Annotated in this window: 15 protein-coding genes; 2 read left to right on the forward strand and 13 right to left on the reverse strand. The window is 72.7% G+C overall.

Going from position 1 to position 17220, the window contains the following annotated elements:
* Nucleotides 1–2: 2 nt before the first annotated feature.
* The 4 genes from EDJALFJO_RS20615 to EDJALFJO_RS20630 are packed head-to-tail and all read right to left on the reverse strand — an operon-like array spanning nt 3 to nt 4011.
* Nucleotides 3–1016 carry a Gfo/Idh/MocA family oxidoreductase gene (locus EDJALFJO_RS20615; RefSeq protein WP_088288191.1) on the reverse strand — a complete coding sequence of 338 codons (1014 nt, stop codon included), beginning with the start codon at nt 1014–1016 and terminating at the stop codon, nt 3–5.
* Nucleotides 1016–1936, reverse strand: coding sequence for an ATP-binding cassette domain-containing protein (locus EDJALFJO_RS20620; protein WP_088288192.1), 921 nt, complete (start codon nt 1934–1936; stop codon nt 1016–1018). Before EDJALFJO_RS20620 ends, EDJALFJO_RS20615 begins: the two co-directional genes overlap by 1 nt.
* Nucleotides 1933–2970 carry an ABC transporter permease gene (locus tag EDJALFJO_RS20625; protein WP_088288193.1) on the reverse strand — a complete coding sequence of 346 codons (1038 nt, stop codon included), beginning with the start codon at nt 2968–2970 and terminating at the stop codon, nt 1933–1935. The genes EDJALFJO_RS20620 and EDJALFJO_RS20625 overlap by 4 nt, the downstream gene beginning before the upstream one ends.
* Nucleotides 2971–3003: 33 nt before the next feature.
* On the reverse strand, nt 3004–4011 hold the full coding sequence (locus EDJALFJO_RS20630; protein WP_088288194.1) for a substrate-binding domain-containing protein: 1008 nt from the start codon (nt 4009–4011) through the stop codon (nt 3004–3006).
* A 358-nt stretch (nt 4012–4369) separates the two neighbouring features.
* Between EDJALFJO_RS20630 and EDJALFJO_RS20635 the strand changes: the two genes are divergently transcribed.
* Nucleotides 4370–5395: a LacI family DNA-binding transcriptional regulator gene (locus EDJALFJO_RS20635; protein WP_088288195.1), complete on the forward strand. Its 1026-nt coding sequence runs from the start codon at nt 4370–4372 to the stop codon at nt 5393–5395.
* A gap of 13 nt (nt 5396–5408) precedes the next feature.
* Here the strand turns inward: EDJALFJO_RS20635 and EDJALFJO_RS20640 are convergent, their stop codons facing one another.
* A complete protein-coding gene (locus EDJALFJO_RS20640) occupies nt 5409–6422 on the reverse strand; it encodes a Gfo/Idh/MocA family protein (RefSeq protein ID WP_233149958.1) in 1014 nt (337 codons plus the stop codon).
* A gap of 121 nt (nt 6423–6543) precedes the next feature.
* Between EDJALFJO_RS20640 and EDJALFJO_RS20645 the strand changes: the two genes are divergently transcribed.
* Nucleotides 6544–7590: a LacI family DNA-binding transcriptional regulator gene (locus tag EDJALFJO_RS20645; protein ID WP_088288197.1), complete on the forward strand. Its 1047-nt coding sequence runs from the start codon at nt 6544–6546 to the stop codon at nt 7588–7590.
* A 20-nt stretch (nt 7591–7610) separates the two neighbouring features.
* Here the strand turns inward: EDJALFJO_RS20645 and EDJALFJO_RS20650 are convergent, their stop codons facing one another.
* The 8 genes from EDJALFJO_RS20650 to EDJALFJO_RS20685 are packed head-to-tail and all read right to left on the reverse strand — an operon-like array spanning nt 7611 to nt 16754.
* Nucleotides 7611–8486 (reverse strand): TIM barrel protein, encoded by an 876-nt coding sequence (locus EDJALFJO_RS20650; protein WP_233149959.1) that lies wholly within the window; start codon nt 8484–8486, stop codon nt 7611–7613.
* Entirely contained in the window at nt 8483–9469 is a 987-nt protein-coding gene (locus tag EDJALFJO_RS20655; RefSeq protein ID WP_088288199.1) for an NAD(P)-dependent oxidoreductase, read from the reverse strand. Before EDJALFJO_RS20655 ends, EDJALFJO_RS20650 begins: the two co-directional genes overlap by 4 nt.
* Complete coding sequence (locus EDJALFJO_RS20660; RefSeq protein WP_088288395.1) at nt 9466–10260, reverse strand: aldolase/citrate lyase family protein; 795 nt, start codon at nt 10258–10260, stop codon at nt 9466–9468. The genes EDJALFJO_RS20655 and EDJALFJO_RS20660 overlap by 4 nt, the downstream gene beginning before the upstream one ends.
* Nucleotides 10257–12218 (reverse strand): 3D-(3,5/4)-trihydroxycyclohexane-1,2-dione acylhydrolase (decyclizing), encoded by a 1962-nt coding sequence (gene iolD / locus EDJALFJO_RS20665; RefSeq protein ID WP_088288200.1) that lies wholly within the window; start codon nt 12216–12218, stop codon nt 10257–10259. Before iolD ends, EDJALFJO_RS20660 begins: the two co-directional genes overlap by 4 nt.
* A 52-nt stretch (nt 12219–12270) precedes the next feature.
* The gene (locus EDJALFJO_RS20670) at nt 12271–13710 is read right to left on the reverse strand and encodes an aldehyde dehydrogenase family protein (protein WP_088288396.1); all 1440 of its coding nucleotides are present in this window, start codon (nt 13708–13710) and stop codon (nt 12271–12273) included.
* Nucleotides 13711–13730: 20 nt separating this feature from the next.
* Nucleotides 13731–14888 (reverse strand): Gfo/Idh/MocA family protein, encoded by a 1158-nt coding sequence (locus EDJALFJO_RS20675; RefSeq protein WP_088288201.1) that lies wholly within the window; start codon nt 14886–14888, stop codon nt 13731–13733.
* Between the two features lie 39 nt (nt 14889–14927).
* On the reverse strand, nt 14928–15926 hold the full coding sequence (locus EDJALFJO_RS20680; RefSeq protein ID WP_088288202.1) for a Gfo/Idh/MocA family oxidoreductase: 999 nt from the start codon (nt 15924–15926) through the stop codon (nt 14928–14930).
* 33 nt (nt 15927–15959) lie between these two features.
* Complete coding sequence (locus tag EDJALFJO_RS20685) at nt 15960–16754, reverse strand: SDR family oxidoreductase (RefSeq protein WP_088288203.1); 795 nt, start codon at nt 16752–16754, stop codon at nt 15960–15962.
* Nucleotides 16755–17220: the final 466 nt, after the last annotated feature.

The raw sequence follows: 17220 nt of genomic DNA on the forward strand, positions 1-17220 counted from the left end.
GGTCAGCGGGCGACCTCGTCGATCCGGACAGGGCGGTGCTCGCGGGCGGACAGGGTGGCGGCCTCGGCGGTCCACGCGGTGCCCATCGCGTCCTCGACGGTGCACGGCGACGGCGTCATGCCGGCCGCGACGTCGCAGAAGGTGGCGAGCTCGCGCCGGAACGCCTCTGTGAGCCGGTCCATGAAGAACGTGTGCGCAGGCCCGGCAGGCCAGGCGACGCCCGGCTGGGTGGCCCGCAGCGGAAGGCCTTCGTCGAGACCGGCGGCAACGGCGTCGTCCGTACCGTGCACCTCGAGCCGGACGTCGTAGCCGCGCGCGTTGGCGCGGGTGTTGGAGACGACGCCGATGCTGCCGTCGTCCATGGTGAGCAGGGTCGAGACGGTCGACCAGTCACCGTTGGCGGCGTACAGCTCCTGCGCCGCGGCAGGGTCGACGGCGCCGACCGCGTAGACCTCGACGACCTCCCGACCAGTGACCCAACGGACGGCGTCGAAGTCGTGCACCGAGCAGTCCCGGAAGATGCCGCCGGAGACGGCGAGATACGCCGCGGGCGGCGGAGCCGGGTCGAGCGTCGTCGAGCGGACCGTGTGGACCCGCCCGAGGCTGCCGTCCCGGACGGCGTCCCGGGCGGCGACGAACGCGGGGTCGAAGCGGCGCGGGTAGCCGATCTGGACCGGGACGCCGCGGCCGGCAAGCCGGTCGCGGACCAAAACCGCCTCGTCGGCGGTGCCCGCGACCGGCTTCTCGCAGAACACCGGGACGCCCGCCTTGACGGCGGCGAGCAGCAGGTCGGCGTGCGCGTTCGTCGCCGCGGCGATGACGACGCCGTCGAGGCCTGCGGCGATGAGGTCGTCAGGCGTCGCGACCGCCCGGGCCTTCGGGAGCCGCCCGGTGACGGCCGTGACCGCGGCCGCCACCGGGTCGGTGACCACGAGCTCGTCGACCTGCGGCAGGGCGGCGAGCGTGTCCGCGTGGAAGGAGCCGATCCGGCCGAGCCCGATGAGACCGATGCGCATCAGACGTCTTCCATGCCCGCGAGCTCGTTCGGGTCGAGCTCCGGGGCCTCGATGCCGCCCGGGGCGTCGTGCGGGAGCACGACCTTCTCCGGGTGGACGCTGCGCAGCTCGTGGCTGAGCTCGGCGAGCTCCTGTCCGCCGGCCATCTCCGCCGTGAGCTGCTCGAGGGTGAGCTCGTCGCGGTGAGCGTCGAGGGCGACGTGCCCGAGCTTGAGGACCACGAAATGGTTGCCCACCAGGTACGCGTGGTGCGGGTTGTGGGTGATGAAGATGACGCCGAGCCCGGCGTCGCGGGCCTTGGCGATGTACTTCAGGACCACGCCGGACTGCTTGACGCCGAGGGCGGCGGTGGGCTCGTCGAGGATGATGACCCGGGCCCCGAAGTAGATGGCGCGGGCGATCGCGACGACCTGGCGCTGGCCGCCGGACAGGCTGCCGACGGCGCGGTCGAGATCAGGGATGACGATCCCCATCTTCGTTAGCTCTTCGGCGCAGATCCGCTTCATGGTGGGGATGTCGAGGAACGGCCCCTTGCGGAGCTCGTTGGCGAGGAAGAAGTTGCGCCACACGGACATGAGCGGCGCCAGGGCGAGGTCCTGGTACACGGTGGCGATGCCGAACGCCTGCGCCACCCGCGGGGAGCCGAACTGGCGGACGATGCCGCGCAGCTTCATGGTGCCTTCGCTGTACTCGTGCAGACCGGCGACGATCTTGATCAACGTCGACTTGCCGGCGCCGTTGTCGCCGAGGACGCAGGTGACCTCACCCTGCCGGACGGTGATGTTCACTCCGCGCAGCGCGTGCACGTTCCCGTAGCTCTTGCCGATGTTCTCCAGCTCGAGGACCGGACCGTCGTAGCTGCTGGACTCCCCCGCGTGGGTGGTCGCGGTCCGGGCCGCGTTCGTCCTGGCCGCGTTCATCGGGCGTCCGCCTTCCGCTTGACGTAGAGGTTCACCAGGGTCGCGGCGATGAGCATGACCCCGAGGAATGTCTTGAACCAGTCCGGGTCCCAGCCGGCGTAGAAGATGCCGAGCTGGGTCATGCCGAAGATGAGCGACCCGACGGTCGCGCCGACGACGGAGCCGTAGCCACCGGTGAGCAGGCAGCCGCCGATGACGGCCGAGATGATGTAGATGAACTCGTTGCCGACACCTGCGCCGGACTGCACGTTGTTGTAGTTGAACAGGTTGTGCATCCCGAGCAGCCAGGCGCAGAACCCGACGCCCATGAAGAGCGCGATCTTGGTGCCGGTCACCGGCACCCCGACCGCGCGGGCGGCCGCCGAGTCGCCACCGGCAGAGAAGATCCAGCTGCCGTAGTGGGTGCGCAGCAGGACGATCCCGCCGATCACGGTGAGAGCGGCCCAGAAGATGATCGGGACCTTGATCTCGACCGACCCGAGCTGGAAGCTCGAGGCGAACACAGCCTTGGCGCTGGCGAAGCCGTCGAGGTCGTTGAGCGAGTTCGACGAGACCCCGCCGGCGACGACGCGGGTCAGGGCGAGGTTGACGCCCTGCAGGACGAAGAAGGTACCGAGGGTGACCAGGAAGCTCGGTAGCCCGGTCACGTGCAGGAGCCAGCCGTTGAACGCCCCGACGCCGAGGGACAGCGCGAGCGCGAACACGATCCCGACCCAGACGTTGAGGCTGAAGAACCAGGCCAGGTGCGCCGCCGCCAGGCCGGACGTCGTCACGGCCACACCCGCCGACAGGTCGAACTCCCCGCCGATCATGAGCAGCGCGACGGCGACGGCCATGATGCCGATCGTCGAGGAGCCGTACAGGATCGTCCCGATGTTCCCGACGCTGCGGAACGCAGGCGCCACGAGCAGGAACAGCGCGGCGACGGCAACGGCTCCGATCAGGGCCCCGACTTCGGGGCGGCCCATGATGGTTGCGGTGGCCGATCGGGTCGCGACCCGGTCGTCGGTAGGTGTGGCCGTGACGGTCGTCATCTCAGATCACTCTCCAGAGCGTCAGCTGCCGGGTCACCGGGTGCCGTTCGCGGCGAACTTCTCGACGGCCGCGATGTTGGACTGGTCGATGAACGCCGGCCCGGTCGCGACGTTCTGGCCGCCACCGAGGGTGTTGCCGTTCGTGGTGTACCACCAGATGGAGTCGACGGACAGGTAGCCCTGCATGTACGGCTGCTGGTCGACCGCGAACTGGACGGACTTGTCCTTGATCGCCGCGACCAGCTGCTCGTTGGTGTCGAAGGTGCCGATCTTCGCCGAGCTGCTGGCTGCCTTGACCGCCTTCACCGCGTCGAGCGCGATCGGCGCGCCGAGGGTCACGACGTAGTCGACGGTCTTGTCCTGGGTCAGCGTGGCCTGGATGGTCGTCGTCACGGCCGAGTCGTCGGTTCCGTTGACGTAGATCATCTTGACCTTGGCGCCGGCCGCGCCCTCCGTGACGCCGTCGCAGCGGTCGACGAGCTGCTGCTGGCCCTGGGTCTGGTTGACGCAGATGATGTTCGTGGCGCCGTCGGCCTTGGCCTTCGCGCCGACGGCGATGCCGGCGTCCTTCTCGCCCTGGCCGAAGTAGCCGATCGCGCCGAGGCCGAGAGCGTCCGGACCACCCGCGTTGAACATCGAGACCGGGATCCCGGCCGCGATGGCCTTCTTGATCACGTCACCGAGCGCAGGGGTGTTCGGGTCGGTGACGGCGATCCCGTCGACCTTCTTGTCGATCGCGGCCTGGATGAGCTGGGCCTGCTTGGTGGCGTCCGGGTCCGAGGAGTACTGGACCTCGTAGTTGTTCTTGGCCGCGGCCGCGTCGGCGCCCTTGCGGATCCGGTCCCAGAACGTGTCACCCGGTGCCGCGTGGGTGATCATCGCGATGGTCTTCTTCGGGCCGGCCGCAGCACCTGCGGCGGGGGCGGCCGCAGCGGACGAGGAGTCCGCCGCGTCCTTGCCGCCGGAGGACGAGCAGGCGGTGAGGGCGAGGGCCGCGGAGAGGGCGACGACCGCACCCACCGCACGCTTGGAGCGAATCATGATCGGTTGCCTTTCGACATCACCGCTACGACGAGGCGGTGTCCTGGGATGAGGGAGAACTGTCTGGCCGGCCTGACTCGCCGGCCTGACCGGCCTGGCTGGCCTGACTGGAGTGACTGCCTGACTGGCTGGAACGGGAGCGATGTGCCGACGACGGCGACGTGCCGTGTCCGACTGCTGTGGAACCGTTCGGCGATCTGCCATACAACGTTCTAGGCCTTGACCCCTAGAACGTTTTAGGTCGCGTGTGGAACTATGAACGTGACGCAGGGCACACGTCAAGCCCTTCTTGGCTACCCGGCCTATAACGTTCTTGTATCGTTGCGTCGCTCCCACCAGGTTCCGCGAGGATGTCGCCATGACGATCGAGGACGCCGGGACGGCCCCCGCCCGCCGGACGACGCTGGCGGACGTCGCCCGACAGGCAGGCGTCTCGACGGCCCTGGTGTCGCTGGTGATGCGTGGTGCCCCGGGCGCCAGCCCCGCGAACCGCGAGAAGGTGTTCCGGGTCGCCCGCGAGCTCGGCTATGTGCCGGACTCGCGGGCCCGGGCCCTGCGCCAGGGCCGGTCCCAGCTGCTGGGCGTGATGTTCCACGTCCAGCAGCCCTTCCACGCGGACGTCATCGAGGGCGTGTACGAGGCCGCCGAGGCGGCCGGCTACGACGTCGTGCTGAGCGCCGTCACCGACTCCCGCAGCGAGGACAAGGCAATCGGCACGCTGCTCGCCGACCGCTGCGAGGCCGTCATCCTCGTGGCCCCGCAGTCGAGCCGGGAGTGGCTCGCCGAGGTCGGCGGCCGGCTGCCCACCGTCGTCCTCGTCCGCCACGTCCGCCACCCCGACCTGTCCGTCGTCCGGGCGGCGGACATGAAGGGCCTCGGGCTCGCTGTCGACCATCTCGTCGGGCTGGGGCACCGCCGGATCGTCCACGTCGACGGCGCCGGCTCCCCCAGCGCCGAGCAGCGCCGCCGGGGGTACCGCGCGGCGATGGCGCGCCACGGACTGGAGCCCCGGATCGTCCGGGGCGGCTGGGCCGAGATCAACGGCTCGCAGGCCGTCGAGCAGCTGCTCGCCGAGGGCGACCTGCCGACGGCGATCCTCGCGTTCAACGACCCCTGCGCCAACGGCGTCCTGAGCACCCTGCAACGGTCCGGGATCTCCGTGCCGGAGGAGGTCTCGGTCGTCGGGTTCGACGACACGCACCTCGCCGGGTTCTCCCACATCGGCCTCACGACCGTGCGGCAGGACGCCGGGCAGATGGCCCGGATGGCCGTCGGCCGCGCGATCAGCCTCGTCGAGCGCAAGGACGACCCCGAGATGCACCGCGACGGCGTCGTCGTCCCCGACCTCGTCGTCCGCGGCACCACCGGCCCGTGCCGGCAGTAGACCCGCCCGCTCGTCACAGCACGCTCGACGGCCGCGGCGGCAGGCCGGCCGCCCGGTACGCCGCGTCGATGGTCTCCATGCTCGCCACGGCGTCTGCCGCGTCGATCGGCAGCGGCGCTCCGGTACGGACCGCAGCGGCGAACGCCTCGAGCTGGTAGGTGTACGACGACCGCGGCCCGAGCGACTCGGTCCGCGACCCGGCGGGGGTCGTCACGGTGACCCGGTCGTCGAGGTGCGGCTGGACGAAGTTGTGCGCGACGACCTCGCCCTCGGTCCCCACGACCCGCAGCGTCATCTCCACGTCGTCGTGGGCCATGTGGCAGCGGGCGGACCCGGTGACCCCGCCGGGGAACGCGAGGTCGGCGTCGAGCCACTCGTCGACGCCGGGGTGGCCCGCCCGGGTGCCGGCGCGTGCGGCCACGACCTCCGGGGCGCCGCCGACGAGGGGGCCCAGGATCCGCTGCGCGTGCAGGCTGTAGCAGCCGAGGTCCATGACCGCGCCGCCCGCGAGCTCCAGCGACCACCGCGGGTCGGCGTCCGGCGGCGCCGGGATCGCGACCATCGTCGCGATGTGCTGCACGGCGCCGAGCTCACGGGACGCCACGACCTCGAGCACGCGCCGGGTCACCGGGTGGAAGAGGTAGTGGAAGGCCTCCATGAACGTGGTCCCGGCCTTCGCCACCTCCGCCGCGACCTCCGCCGCCTCGGAGGCGTTGCTCGCGGACGGCTTCTCCGACAGCACATGCTTGCCGGCCCGCAGCGCGCGCACGTTCCACGGGCCGTGCAGGCCGTTCGGCAGCGGGTTGTAGACGACGTCGACCTCGGGGTCGGCGAGCAGGTCCTCGTACGAGTCGACGACCCGCTCGACCCCGTGGTCTGCCGCCCAGGCCTGCGCCCGGGAGCGGTCGCGGGCGGCGACGGCGACGAGCCGGTGCCCGGTGGCCTTCGCAGGAGAGACGATCGACAGCGAGGAGATCCGCGCGGCGCCGAGAACGCCGATCCGGAGCGGTTCTACGGGCGTGTCCACGGGTGGTGGCCTCCTCGGCGTTGAGAGTGACGCGTGCCACACTAGGTCGGCGCCGCGCCCTGCGACGTCGGCGAAGTGCCTCAAGAACGCCTCACGGCCCGCGACCTCAGGAGGTGGCCGGATGGGTGCCCGCCGCGACCACCGCGTCGTCGACATCGCCGCGCAGTCGGGCCTCAGCCGCGCGACGGTCGACCGCGTCCTGCACGGCCGGGACGGCGTCAGGCCGGAGACCGTGGCCCAGGTGGCCCGCGCTGTCGACGAGCTCGAGCGCCAGCGCGAGCAGGTGCTCCTGTCAGGGCGCACGCTCATCCTCGACCTCGTCATGCAGACCCCCGAGCGGTTCGCCACGGCGTCCCGCAGCGCGCTCGAGACGGAGCTGCGCTCGCTGCGACCGGCGGTGCTCCGTGCGCGGTCGCACCTCGCCGAGCACAGCGACCCGGCAGCGGCCGCGGCCGTGCTGGACACGTTGGCACGCAAGGGTTCGCACGGGGTGATCCTCAAGGCGCCCGACCACCCGCTGGTCGTCGCCGCCGTCCAGCGACTGGCCGACCGCGGCGTCCCGACGGTGACGTTCGTGACCGACGTCCCGCGCAGCCGCCGGGTCGCCTACCTCGGCATGGACAACGCAGCCGCGGGCGCGACGGCCGCCTACCTCGTGACCCAGTGGGCCGGCCGGTCCGGCAGCGTGCTCCTCACCGTGAGCCACTCCTCGTTCCACGGCGAGGAGGAGCGCGCGGCCGGTTTCCGGCGGACCCTTGCCGAGCTGGCCCCGCGGCGCAGCGTCCACGTCGTCAACGACACCGACGGGCTCGACGCGAGCATCCTCGTCGCCGTCCGGGGCGCGCTGGCGCTCCGTCCGTCGATCAACGCCGTGTACTCCGTGGGCGGCGGGAACATCGCGACGCTGCGCGCGTTCGAGGAGGTCGGTGTCACGCCGCGGGTCTACGTCGCCCACGACCTCGACGACGACAACCGCGGCCTGCTGCGCACCCGGCGGATCTCCGCGGTGCTCCACCACGACCTGCGGGCGGACATGCGCCGGGCCTGCCGGGCGCTGCTCCAGGCGCGCGGGGTGCTGCCCGGACGGCCGTCGGGTGTGCCGTCCCAGGTGCAGGTCGTCACGCCGTACAACGAGCCGGCCGCCCTGGCCGGCGACCCGGAGGCCTGACCGGGCGTCACGCCGCCGGGTCAGGTGGTGAGCAGCCCGCGCAGGTACTCCACGCTCGTCCGGACGTCCGCGACGGGGCCTTCGCCCGCGGGCGCCTCGGTGAGGATCGTGTCCTGCTCGAGGGTGTACCAGCCGTCGTACCCGTTGCCACGCAGGTGCCCGATGATGGCGGCGACGTCGACGTCCCCGCTGCCGAGCGGGCGGTACATGCCGTCGCGAACGGCTTCGGTGTAGGTGAGCCTCCCGGCCTGCACCTTTCGGGCGAAGGTGAGGTCGACGTCCTTGAAGTGCGTGTGTGCGATCCGGTCCGGCGCCTGCCCGGCGAGGACGGCGGGGTCGGTGCCGCCGATGAGCAGGTGGCCGGTGTCGAGGCAGAGCTGCACCGCGGAGCCGGCGAGGACGCGCTGGACGTCGGTGCCGGTCTCGACCATCGTGCCGACGTGCGGGTGGAGGACGGCGCGGATGCCGTGCTCGGCGGCAGCGGCCGCGACCCGGTCCACGTTGCGCAGCAGCAGGTTCCAGCCGTCGTCGTCGAGGTCGGGCCGCGAGTCGTAGCCGGTCAGGCCGGAGTCGGCGGACAGCACCATGACGCCGGCCCGGGCCGCGACGAACCCGGGGAGCAGGCGCTGGAGCTCGAGCATCGGGTCGACGTCGGGGCGGTGCAGGACGAACGGGGTGAAGCCGCCGACCGCGGTGAGGTGGTGGTCGGCGAGGGTCGCGGCGAGCTCGTCGGGGTCGGACGGGAGGAACCCGTCGGGGCCGAGCTCGGTCGCGGCCAGCCCGATCTCGTTCATCTGGCGCAGCACCTGGCCGGCGGGGAGCTGGTAGCCCCAGCCGGGGACCTCGCACACGCCCCAGCTGATCGGGGCTCCGGCGATCCGGTCGACGTCGTTCACTGTTCCTCCTGCTGCTGGGTGGTGCGGTCGGGGACGTCCCATGCGGGGTCGGCGAGGGCCGCCGGACGCCGGCCGGCGAGGACGTCGGTGACGCCCTGCGCGGCGGCGGTGAAGGTGGCGCGGGTGGCGCCGACGCTGAGGCCCATGACGTGCGGCGACAGGACGACGTCCGGGTGGTCGAAGACCGGGTGGTGCACGGGCGGCTCGGGGTCGAAGACGTCGAGCCCGAGACCGGAGAGCCGCCCGTCCGCAAGGGCTTCCGCTGCGGCGTCGAGGTCGAGCAGGCCGCCGCGGCCGCAGTTGACGAGAACCGCGCCGGGCGGCACGGCGGCGAGGAACGCGTCGTCGACGAGGTGCTGGGTCTGCGGCGTCAGCGGCAGGTGGAGCGTCACGACGTGCGCCCGGGAGCGCAGCTCGTCGAGCGTGACGAGCTCGGCGCCGTCGAGGGTCGTCCCGGTACCGAGGTACGGGTCGTGCGCGACGACCGTCATCCCGAACGGGGCCGCGAGCGTGCCGACCCGGCGTCCGATCCGGCCGAAGCCGACGATGCCGATCGTGGCACCCTCGAGGTCGCCGAGGACGAGCCCGCCGCGGTCGGCCCAGCGGCCCTGCGCCACGCACTCCGTGGTGGCGCGCAACCGCTTGACGAGGTGCAGCACCATCGCCATCGCCCCTTCCGCGACGGCATGGGTGCCGGCGCCCGGGGTGACGACGACGGCGATCCCGCGCCGGGTGGCCTCGGCGACGTCGACCCGCTCGACGCCGACACCGGTGCGGGCGAGCACCCGCAGGGCAGGCATCCGGTCGAGCAGTGCGACGTCGACGTCCGCGTCGGCGCGGACGACCGCACCGACCGCTGCGCGCAGGTCGGCGTCGGACGGCTCCGCGACGAACCGGCTGCCCGGGGGCAGGTGGCCGACGACGAGCGCAGGGTCGACGAGCCCGAGCGCCACGACGACCGGCGCAGACGCTTTGAGGTTCACGGGGTCTGCCCGGCCCGGCGGAGCTCGGCGACGACAGCGTTGGCGAGCAGCGTCGTGTCGGAGCCGATGGCGAGGAACTGCCACCCGGCGGCCGCGAGCCGGGCGGCGGCCGCGCCGTCCGGCACGAGAAGGCCGACGGCCTTGCCGTGCGCCTTCGCCGCCTCGAGGACGCGGTCGAGCGCGGCAAGGTAGACGGGCGCCCGGAGCTGGCCGGGCACCTCGAGCGCGTGGCTGAGGTCGCGGGGGCCGACGAAGAGCACGTCGACCCCGTCGACGGCGGCGATCTGCTCGACCGCCTCGAGCGCGGGGAGGGTCTCGATCTGCACGACGCCGAGGACGTCGCCGTCGGAGCGGTCGAGCGCGCCCGGGTCGAGGCCGTAGCCGCACATCCGGTTGTACGTCGCGACGCCGCGGTCGCCCGCGGGCGGGTAGCGCAGGTGGCGGACGCAGGCGGCGGCCTCGTCGGTGGTGTCGACGCGGGGGAACATGACCCCGGCCGCGCCGACGTCGAGCAGGCGGCCGGCCCGGATCCGCTCGGTGGACTCCACGCGGACGACGGTCGGGACGCCGTAGGACGCGGCGGCCGGCACGACGTCCCGGGCCTGCTCCTCGCCGCCGGCGCCGTGCTCGAGGTCGAGGAGCACCCAGTCGACGCCGGCGGCCGCACAGACCTCGGCGGTGATCGGGGTGGCCGCGCCGACGAACGTCCCGAAGGTGACCTCGCCCGCGGCGAGCCGGCGGCGCAACGCACCGCGGTCGAGGGCGTACCGGGGGGCGGCGCCCGGCGTCACCCGTGCCACCGCTGCGTCGTCAGGCCCGCCTCGTACTGGGAGCGGGCGGCCTTCACGGAGTCGGACTGCGACACCTCGGCCGGTGCGACGTCCCACCAGCAGCCCGCCGACGGCAGGTCGGCGTGCGGGATGACCGGCACGACGACGACCACCGGGCCGGCGTGGTCGCGCGTCTCGTCGAGCGCCGTCCGGACCTCCTGCGCCGTCGTGGCCCGCAGCGCCCGGGCACCGAGCCCGGCGGCCACCTGGACCAGGTCGAGCTTCAGGTAGTCGCCGGTCAGGCCGGCGCCCTTGGCGTCGTCCGGCTGCAGGGCGAGGGGGTCGGGCCGGTAGCGGAACTCGTTGCCGAACTCGCGGCCCATGGTGAACATCTGCAGCCGGTGGATGACCTGGTAGCCGTGGTTCTCCGGGATGACCACGGTGACCGCCAGGCCCTCCTGGGCGGCGGTGGCGAGCTCGGTGGGGGCCATGAGGAACGTGCCGTCGCCGATGAGGACGGTGACCCGGTGCGCCGAGTCGGGGTCCGCGAGGCGCACGCCCATCCCGCCGGGGATCTCGTAGCCCATGCAGGAGAAGCCGAACTCGAGGTGGCACTCCTGCCCTGCGGTGGCGTCCCAGACCTTGAGCAGGTCCCCGGGCGGACCGCCGGCCGCGGCGACGACGGTGTCGCCGGCCCGGGCGTGCTCCTGGAGCAGGCCGATGAGCTGGCCCTGGGTGAGCACGGCGTCGGTGTCCGGGACGACGTCAGTCGTCTGCGCGCGGATCGCGGCGAGGTCCGCCGGGGTGTCGGCGTCGAGGGCGGCGGCGCGGACCGGGGCCCACGCCTCCTTGGCCGCGGTCACCTCGGCGCGCCAGCCGGCGTCGGTCGAGATCCCGCGCGCCTGCAGGGCGTCCGCGAGCAGCTCGAGGGTGAGCCGCGCGTCGCCGAGGACCGAGGTGGCCCCGAGCCGGTCGCCGTCCCGGGGGTCGACGTTGATGCTCGCGAACGTGACGTCCGGGTCGGCGAAGAGCGAGTGCGAGGCGGTGGCGAAGTCGGTGAGCCGGGACCCGACGGTGAGGACGAGGTCGGCCTGGCGGGCGATCCGGTTCGTGGCCGGGTTGCCCTCGAGGCCGATGCCGCCGAGCTGCCACCAGGCGGGCAGCCGGACGGCGCCCTTGCCGGCGAACGTCTCCGCGACCGGGACGCCGATCGTCTCGGCGAGGTGCTCGAGCTCCTCGCTCGCGCCGGAGTAGACGACGCCGCCGCCGGCGACGACGAGCGGCCGCCGGGCCCGTGCGAAGAGCTCGACGAGGGCGGCGACCTCGCTCTCGTCGGGGACCGGGCGCCGGACGGCCCAGTCCTTCTCGGCGAAGAAGGCGGCGGGGAAGTCGTAGGCGTGCGACTGGACGTCCTGCGGCAGCGAGAGGACGACGGCGCCGGTGTTCACCGGGTCGACGAGGACGCGCATCGCGGCGGGCAGCGCGGTGAGCAGCTGCTCGGGGCGGGTGATCCGGTCGAAGAACCGGGAGACCGGGCGGAAGGCGTCGTTGACGCTGGCGTCGGCCTCCACCGGGTGCTGGAGCTGCTGGAGCACGGGCCCCTGCCTGCGGGTGGCGTAGGAGTCGCCGGGCAGCAGCAGGACCGGGATCCGGTTGACCGTGGCCAGCGCGGCGCCGGTGATCATGTTGAGTGCGCCCGGCCCGATGGACGCCGTGACGGCGAGCGTCGCCCGCCGCTTGGACGCCTTGGCGAAGCCGGTGGCGATGTGCACGAGGTTCTGCTCGTTGCGGCCCTGGACGAACGGCAGCTCGTCGGCGTACTGGTCGAGCGCCTGCCCGAGGCCGGCGACGTTGCCGTGGCCGAAGATGCCCAGGGACGCCGGGACGAGCCGGCGGCGTTCGCCGTCGGCGACGCTGTACTGCTTGGACAGGTACAGCACGAGGGCCTGGGCGGTCGTCAGGCGGACGGTGCCGGTCATGTCGTTCTCCTTCTGCTGCAACGCTTCACGAGGGTCACAAGTGGGGCGGGGGTCACCAGGGCCGACCGTGCAGGATGACCGTCTTCTCCTCGGTCATCTCCGACACGGCGGTCCGGAAGCCCTCCTTGCCGATGCCGGACGCCTTGAGGCCGCCGTAGGGCATGAGGTCCGCCCGCCACAGCGGGGTCCAGTTGATGTGGATGACCCCGGCGTCGATCTGCCGGATCGCCCGGATCGCGCCGGAGACGTCCCTGGTGAAGACGCCGGCGCCGAGGCCGTACGCCGTCGAGTTGGCGTAGGCGATGGCGGACTGCCAGTCATCCGCGGTCGTCACCGCGACCGCCGGGCCGAAGAGCTCGTCCTGGTTGAGCGGCGCGTCCAGGTCGACACCGTCGACGACAGCCGGGGTGAGGACGGCGCCGTCGCGCTCACCGCCGGTGAGCAGCCGGGCCCCGCTGTCGACGGCGGCCTGCAGCGCAACCTCGACCCGGCGAGCCTCGGCCTCGCTGATGAGGGCCCCGAGCCGGGTGTCGGGCGAGGACGGGTCGCCCATGGCGATCGCCCGCACCTTGGGCACGAGGGCGTCGAGTAGGTCGCCGTGCACGTCGGGGTGGGTGATGACGCGCTGCACGGAGATGCACACCTGGCCGGCGTTGATGTAGCCGCCGGCGGCGATGGCGTCGGCCGCGGCCTCGATGTCGGCGTCGGGCAGGACGACGACCGGGCAGGAAGCGCCGAGCTCGAGGGAGAGCTTCTTCACCCCGGCGGTCCGGGCGATGTGCTCGCCCACCGCGGTGGAGCCGGTGAACGAGACCTTGCGGACCCGGGGGTCGCTGACGAGGGCGTCGCCGAGGGCGCCGCCGGGGCCGGTGAGGACGTTGAGGACGCCCGCCGGCAGCCCGGCGTCGGTGAAGGCGCGGGCGAGGGCGAGGGCGGTCAACGGGGTGGTGCGGGCCGGTTTGAGGACGACGGCGTTCCCGGCGGCGAGCGCGGGCGCGACCTTGTGCAGGACGAGGAGCGAGGGGTAGTTGAACGGCGTGATGGCGACGACGACCCCGCACGGCTGGCGCAGGGTGAAGCCGATCTTGTCCTGCCCGGTGCCGCGGTTGGCGTCGAGCGGCAGGGTGTCGCCGTAGAGCTGGGTGCCCTCGTAGCCGGCGAGCCGGATCATGTCGCTCGCGCGGCCCACCTCGCCGCGGGCCTCGGTGATGGTCTTGCCGTTCTCGGCGGACAGCAGCGTCGCGATGGCGTCGGCGCGCTCCTCGACGAGCGCGGCGGCTCGCATGAGGACGTCGAGCCGGGCGTGGGCCGGGGTCTCGCGCCAGACCGCGGCGCCGCGTTCCGCTGCGGCGAGCGCGGTCTCGACGTCGTCGACGTCAGCGACGGCGACCTGGCCGACGACGCGGCCGTCGTACGGCGAGCGGACCTCCTCGGTCCTCCCGCCCTTGCTCGCGACCCAGTCTCCGTCGACGAGGATCAGACCTTCGGTCATGGCGGTGCCGGCCTCTCTGCTCACAGGGTGACCCAGCGCTGCTCGGCGTCCGAGCGCAGCGTCGCGTCGACGAGACGTGCGGTGGAGACCATGTCGGCGATCGTGGCGCCCTCGGGGCGCCCGGTCGCGATCGAGGTCAGGAGCCGCTTGGCCTCGACGACCTTGAGGTCGTCGAAGCTCAGCGGGATGGCGGTGTCCGGCTGGAACGCGCCGGCCTCGCCGTCGGACGGACCGACGCGGTGGGTCGACCACGACGCGCCCTGGTAGTCCTGGTCGAGGCAGACCTGCAGCTCGCCGGTGCGGCGGAAGTCCCAGGCGAGAGCGCCGGTGCTGCCGTGCACCTCGAACGCGTAGGAGTTCTGCTCCCCCACCGAGGCGCGGCTGGCCTCGAGGACGCCGCGCGCGCCGCCGGTGAAGCGCAGCAGGGCCAGCACGTGGTCCTCGTTCTCGACGGGCAGCCGCGGGCCGTCGCCGCCGCGGGAGAAGTGCGACGCCGCGGCGGCCGCCTGCGGGCGCTCGGAGATGAAGGTGGAGGCCTCGGCGAGCACCGCCCCGATCGGACCGGCGACGTATTGGGCGAGGTCGAGGCCGTGCGAGGCGAGGTCGCCGATCACGCCGCTGCCGGCGAGCTCGCGGACGAACCGCCACGTGAGCGCGCCGTCGGGGTGGGCGCAGTAGTCACCGAGCATCTGGACCCGGACGTGCCGCACCTCGCCGATCCGGCCCTCGGCGACGAGCTTGCGGGCCAGCTCCACGGCCGGGGCGTTGCGGTAGTTGAAGCCGACCGCGGACGCCACACCCGCGGCCGCGACGGCGTCGGCGATCTCGACCGTCTCGGCGAGGTTGCGGCCGGCCGGCTTCTCGACCCAGATGTGCTTGCCGTTCTTCGCCGCGGCCACCGCGACGTCGCGGTGCGTGTAGTTGGGCCCGGCGACGCAGACGAGGTCGATGTCGTCGCGGGCGACGAGCTCGGTCCAGTCCGCGGTCGACGACGTGATGCCGAAGACGTCGCGGGCGTAGTCGAGGCGGCCGTCCGAGGCCGGGTCGGCGACGGCGACGAGCCGGGGGACGGCGCCCAGGTCGCGGTAGTGCTGCATCACCCGGGTCAGGGCCTTGGCGTGGACCTGGCCCATCCAGCCGAAGCCGACGATGCCGACGTTGACGGTGCTCGACGTCATGGTGGGTACCTGCGGCGCGGGCCGCATGCCTTCCTTCGCTCAGCGGACCTCGTCGACGCGCACCGGTCGGTGCTCGCGCCACGAGAGGGTCGCGGCGGCCGCGACCAGCGAGGCCTCGACGCCGTCGTGCAGGGTGCAGGGGGACGGCCTCGTGCCGGCGACCACCTCGGTGAAGGCGGTGAGCTCGGCGCGGAAGGCGTCCTCGAGCCGGTCCATGAAGAAGTGCCAGGGCTTGCCGGCCGGGAAGCCGAGCGCCGGGTCCGCGGACCGCAGCGGCAGCTTGTCGTCGAGGCCGGCGGCCACGGAGTCCTTGCTGCCCAGCAGCTCCAGCCGCACGTCGTGGCCGCGGCCGTTGGCCCGGCTGTTCGAGACGACGGCGAGGGTGCCGCCGCTGAGGGTGAGCACCGAGGTGACCGTCTCGGCGTCCCCGGCGTCCCGGATGTAGTCGATGCCCTGGGTGGCGCCGGCGGCGTAGACCTCGACGACCTCCTGCCCGGTCATGAACCGGATGGAGTCGAAGTCGTGGATCGCGCAGTCGTTGAAGATGCCGCCCGAGCCGCGGATGTACTCCTCGGGCGGCGGCGCCGGGTCGAGCGTCGTCGAGCGGACGGTGTGCACGTAGCCGAGGACGCCGCTGTCGAGGTCGGCCTTGGCGGCCACGTAGCCGGCGTCGAACCGGCGCGGGAACCCGATCTGCACCGGGGTGTCGAAGCCCGCGAGGTCGTCCCGCAGGGCGACGGCCTCCTTGGCAGACGCCGAGACCGGCTTCTCGCAGAACGTCGGGATCCCGGCGTGGACGCAGGCCCTGATGAGGTCCGGGTGGGTCACCGTGGACGAGGCGATGACGATGCCGTCGACGCCTGCCGACAGCACGTCGGCGGGCTCGGGGACGACGGTCGCCCCGAGCTCGTCGCCGACCCGGCGGGCGAGGTCCGGCAGGGCGTCGGCGACGACGAGCTCGTCGACCGTCGGCAGGTCGGTGAGGGTTCGGGCGTGGAACGCCCCGATGCGGCCGAGGCCGACGAGTCCGATGCGCATGACGAGGTCCTCTCCAGGGGGTGCTGACGGGGCCTAGTCGTGCGCGCCGGGGACCATCTGGTCCCAGTCGATGACCGACCCGGTGACGACGCCGCTGCGGTCGGAGAGGAGGAAGACGACGAAGTCCGCGATCTCGTCGACCTGGCCGAGCTTGCCCATCGGGACGCTCGCGTTCGCCTTCTCGAGCCAGTCGTCCTGCGCGCCGTGGAAGCGTCGCTGGGTGGCGTCCTCGCCGTCCGTCTCGGTCCACCCGATGTTCAGGCCGTTGATCCGGATCCGGTCCCAGCGGTGGGCGTATGCAGCGTTCTTGGTCAATCCGATGAGGCCCGACTTCGAGGTGACGTACGGCGCGAGGTAGGGCTGCCCGCCGTGGGCTGACATCGAGATGATGTTGACGATCGACCCGCCTTCCTTGCGGGCGAGCATGTCCTTGATCGCTGCCTGCATGAGGAAGAACGGCCCACGCACGTTGATCGCGACGTGCTCGTCGAAGAGCTCAGGCGTCGTGTCGAGCATCGTGCCGCGGGTCGTCAGGCCGGCGCAGTTGACGACGCAGTCGATGCGGCCGAACCGCTCGACCGTGGCGGCCGCCGCAGCGAGGACCTGGCCGACGTCGCCGGCGTCCGCCGGGACGAACAGCGCATCGCGACCCGAGGCCGCGGCAAGTCGAGCAGCGAACTCGTCACCGACGTCCTTGCGACGCCCGGTGACCGCGACGGTCGCGCCGTTGCGGGCGGCGGCCTCGGCGACAGCGGCGCCGAGGCCCTGCGTCCCGCCGCTGACGAGAACGATCTTGCCTTCTAGGAGGGCGTCGTCGAGCTGGGGCATGGCAGGCCTCCGCGAGCGGGTTCGTGGGAGCGGGTCGACGCGGGCCGTCGATGCGCTGGGCCGGGCGATGTGACCGCCGACACACGAACCGTAAGGTCGACTGTCAGGCGCTGCTGAGGCGCAAGTGCCTCAAGAACGCCTCAGGGCCGCACCCGAACTGGCGCATGGAACTGAGGAGGGCCCGGCCCGCGGGCTCGAACCGCGTGAACCTCTATGGCCTGGGAGGTGACGCCGACGAGGGTCCGATTAGCCACGACCGTCTCCGGCTCGCTGCGATCATCCTCGCCCAGGAGGCGCCCAGGAGATGTCGACGAGACGACGGCCAGCTACATCACCGCAGGCAGAGCCCAGGTTCGGACGGCGTGAAAATCGGAAGGTCGGCGGTTCGACCCCGCCCCTGGCCACCACCCAAAATGGCCTCTGACCTGGTCAGATGCCCAACAGCTAACGCGTCGAAGCTGTGGAT

This window comes from Kineosporia sp. A_224, assembly GCF_002198655.1.
Lineage (GTDB): Bacteria > Actinomycetota > Actinomycetes > Actinomycetales > Kineosporiaceae > R-H-3.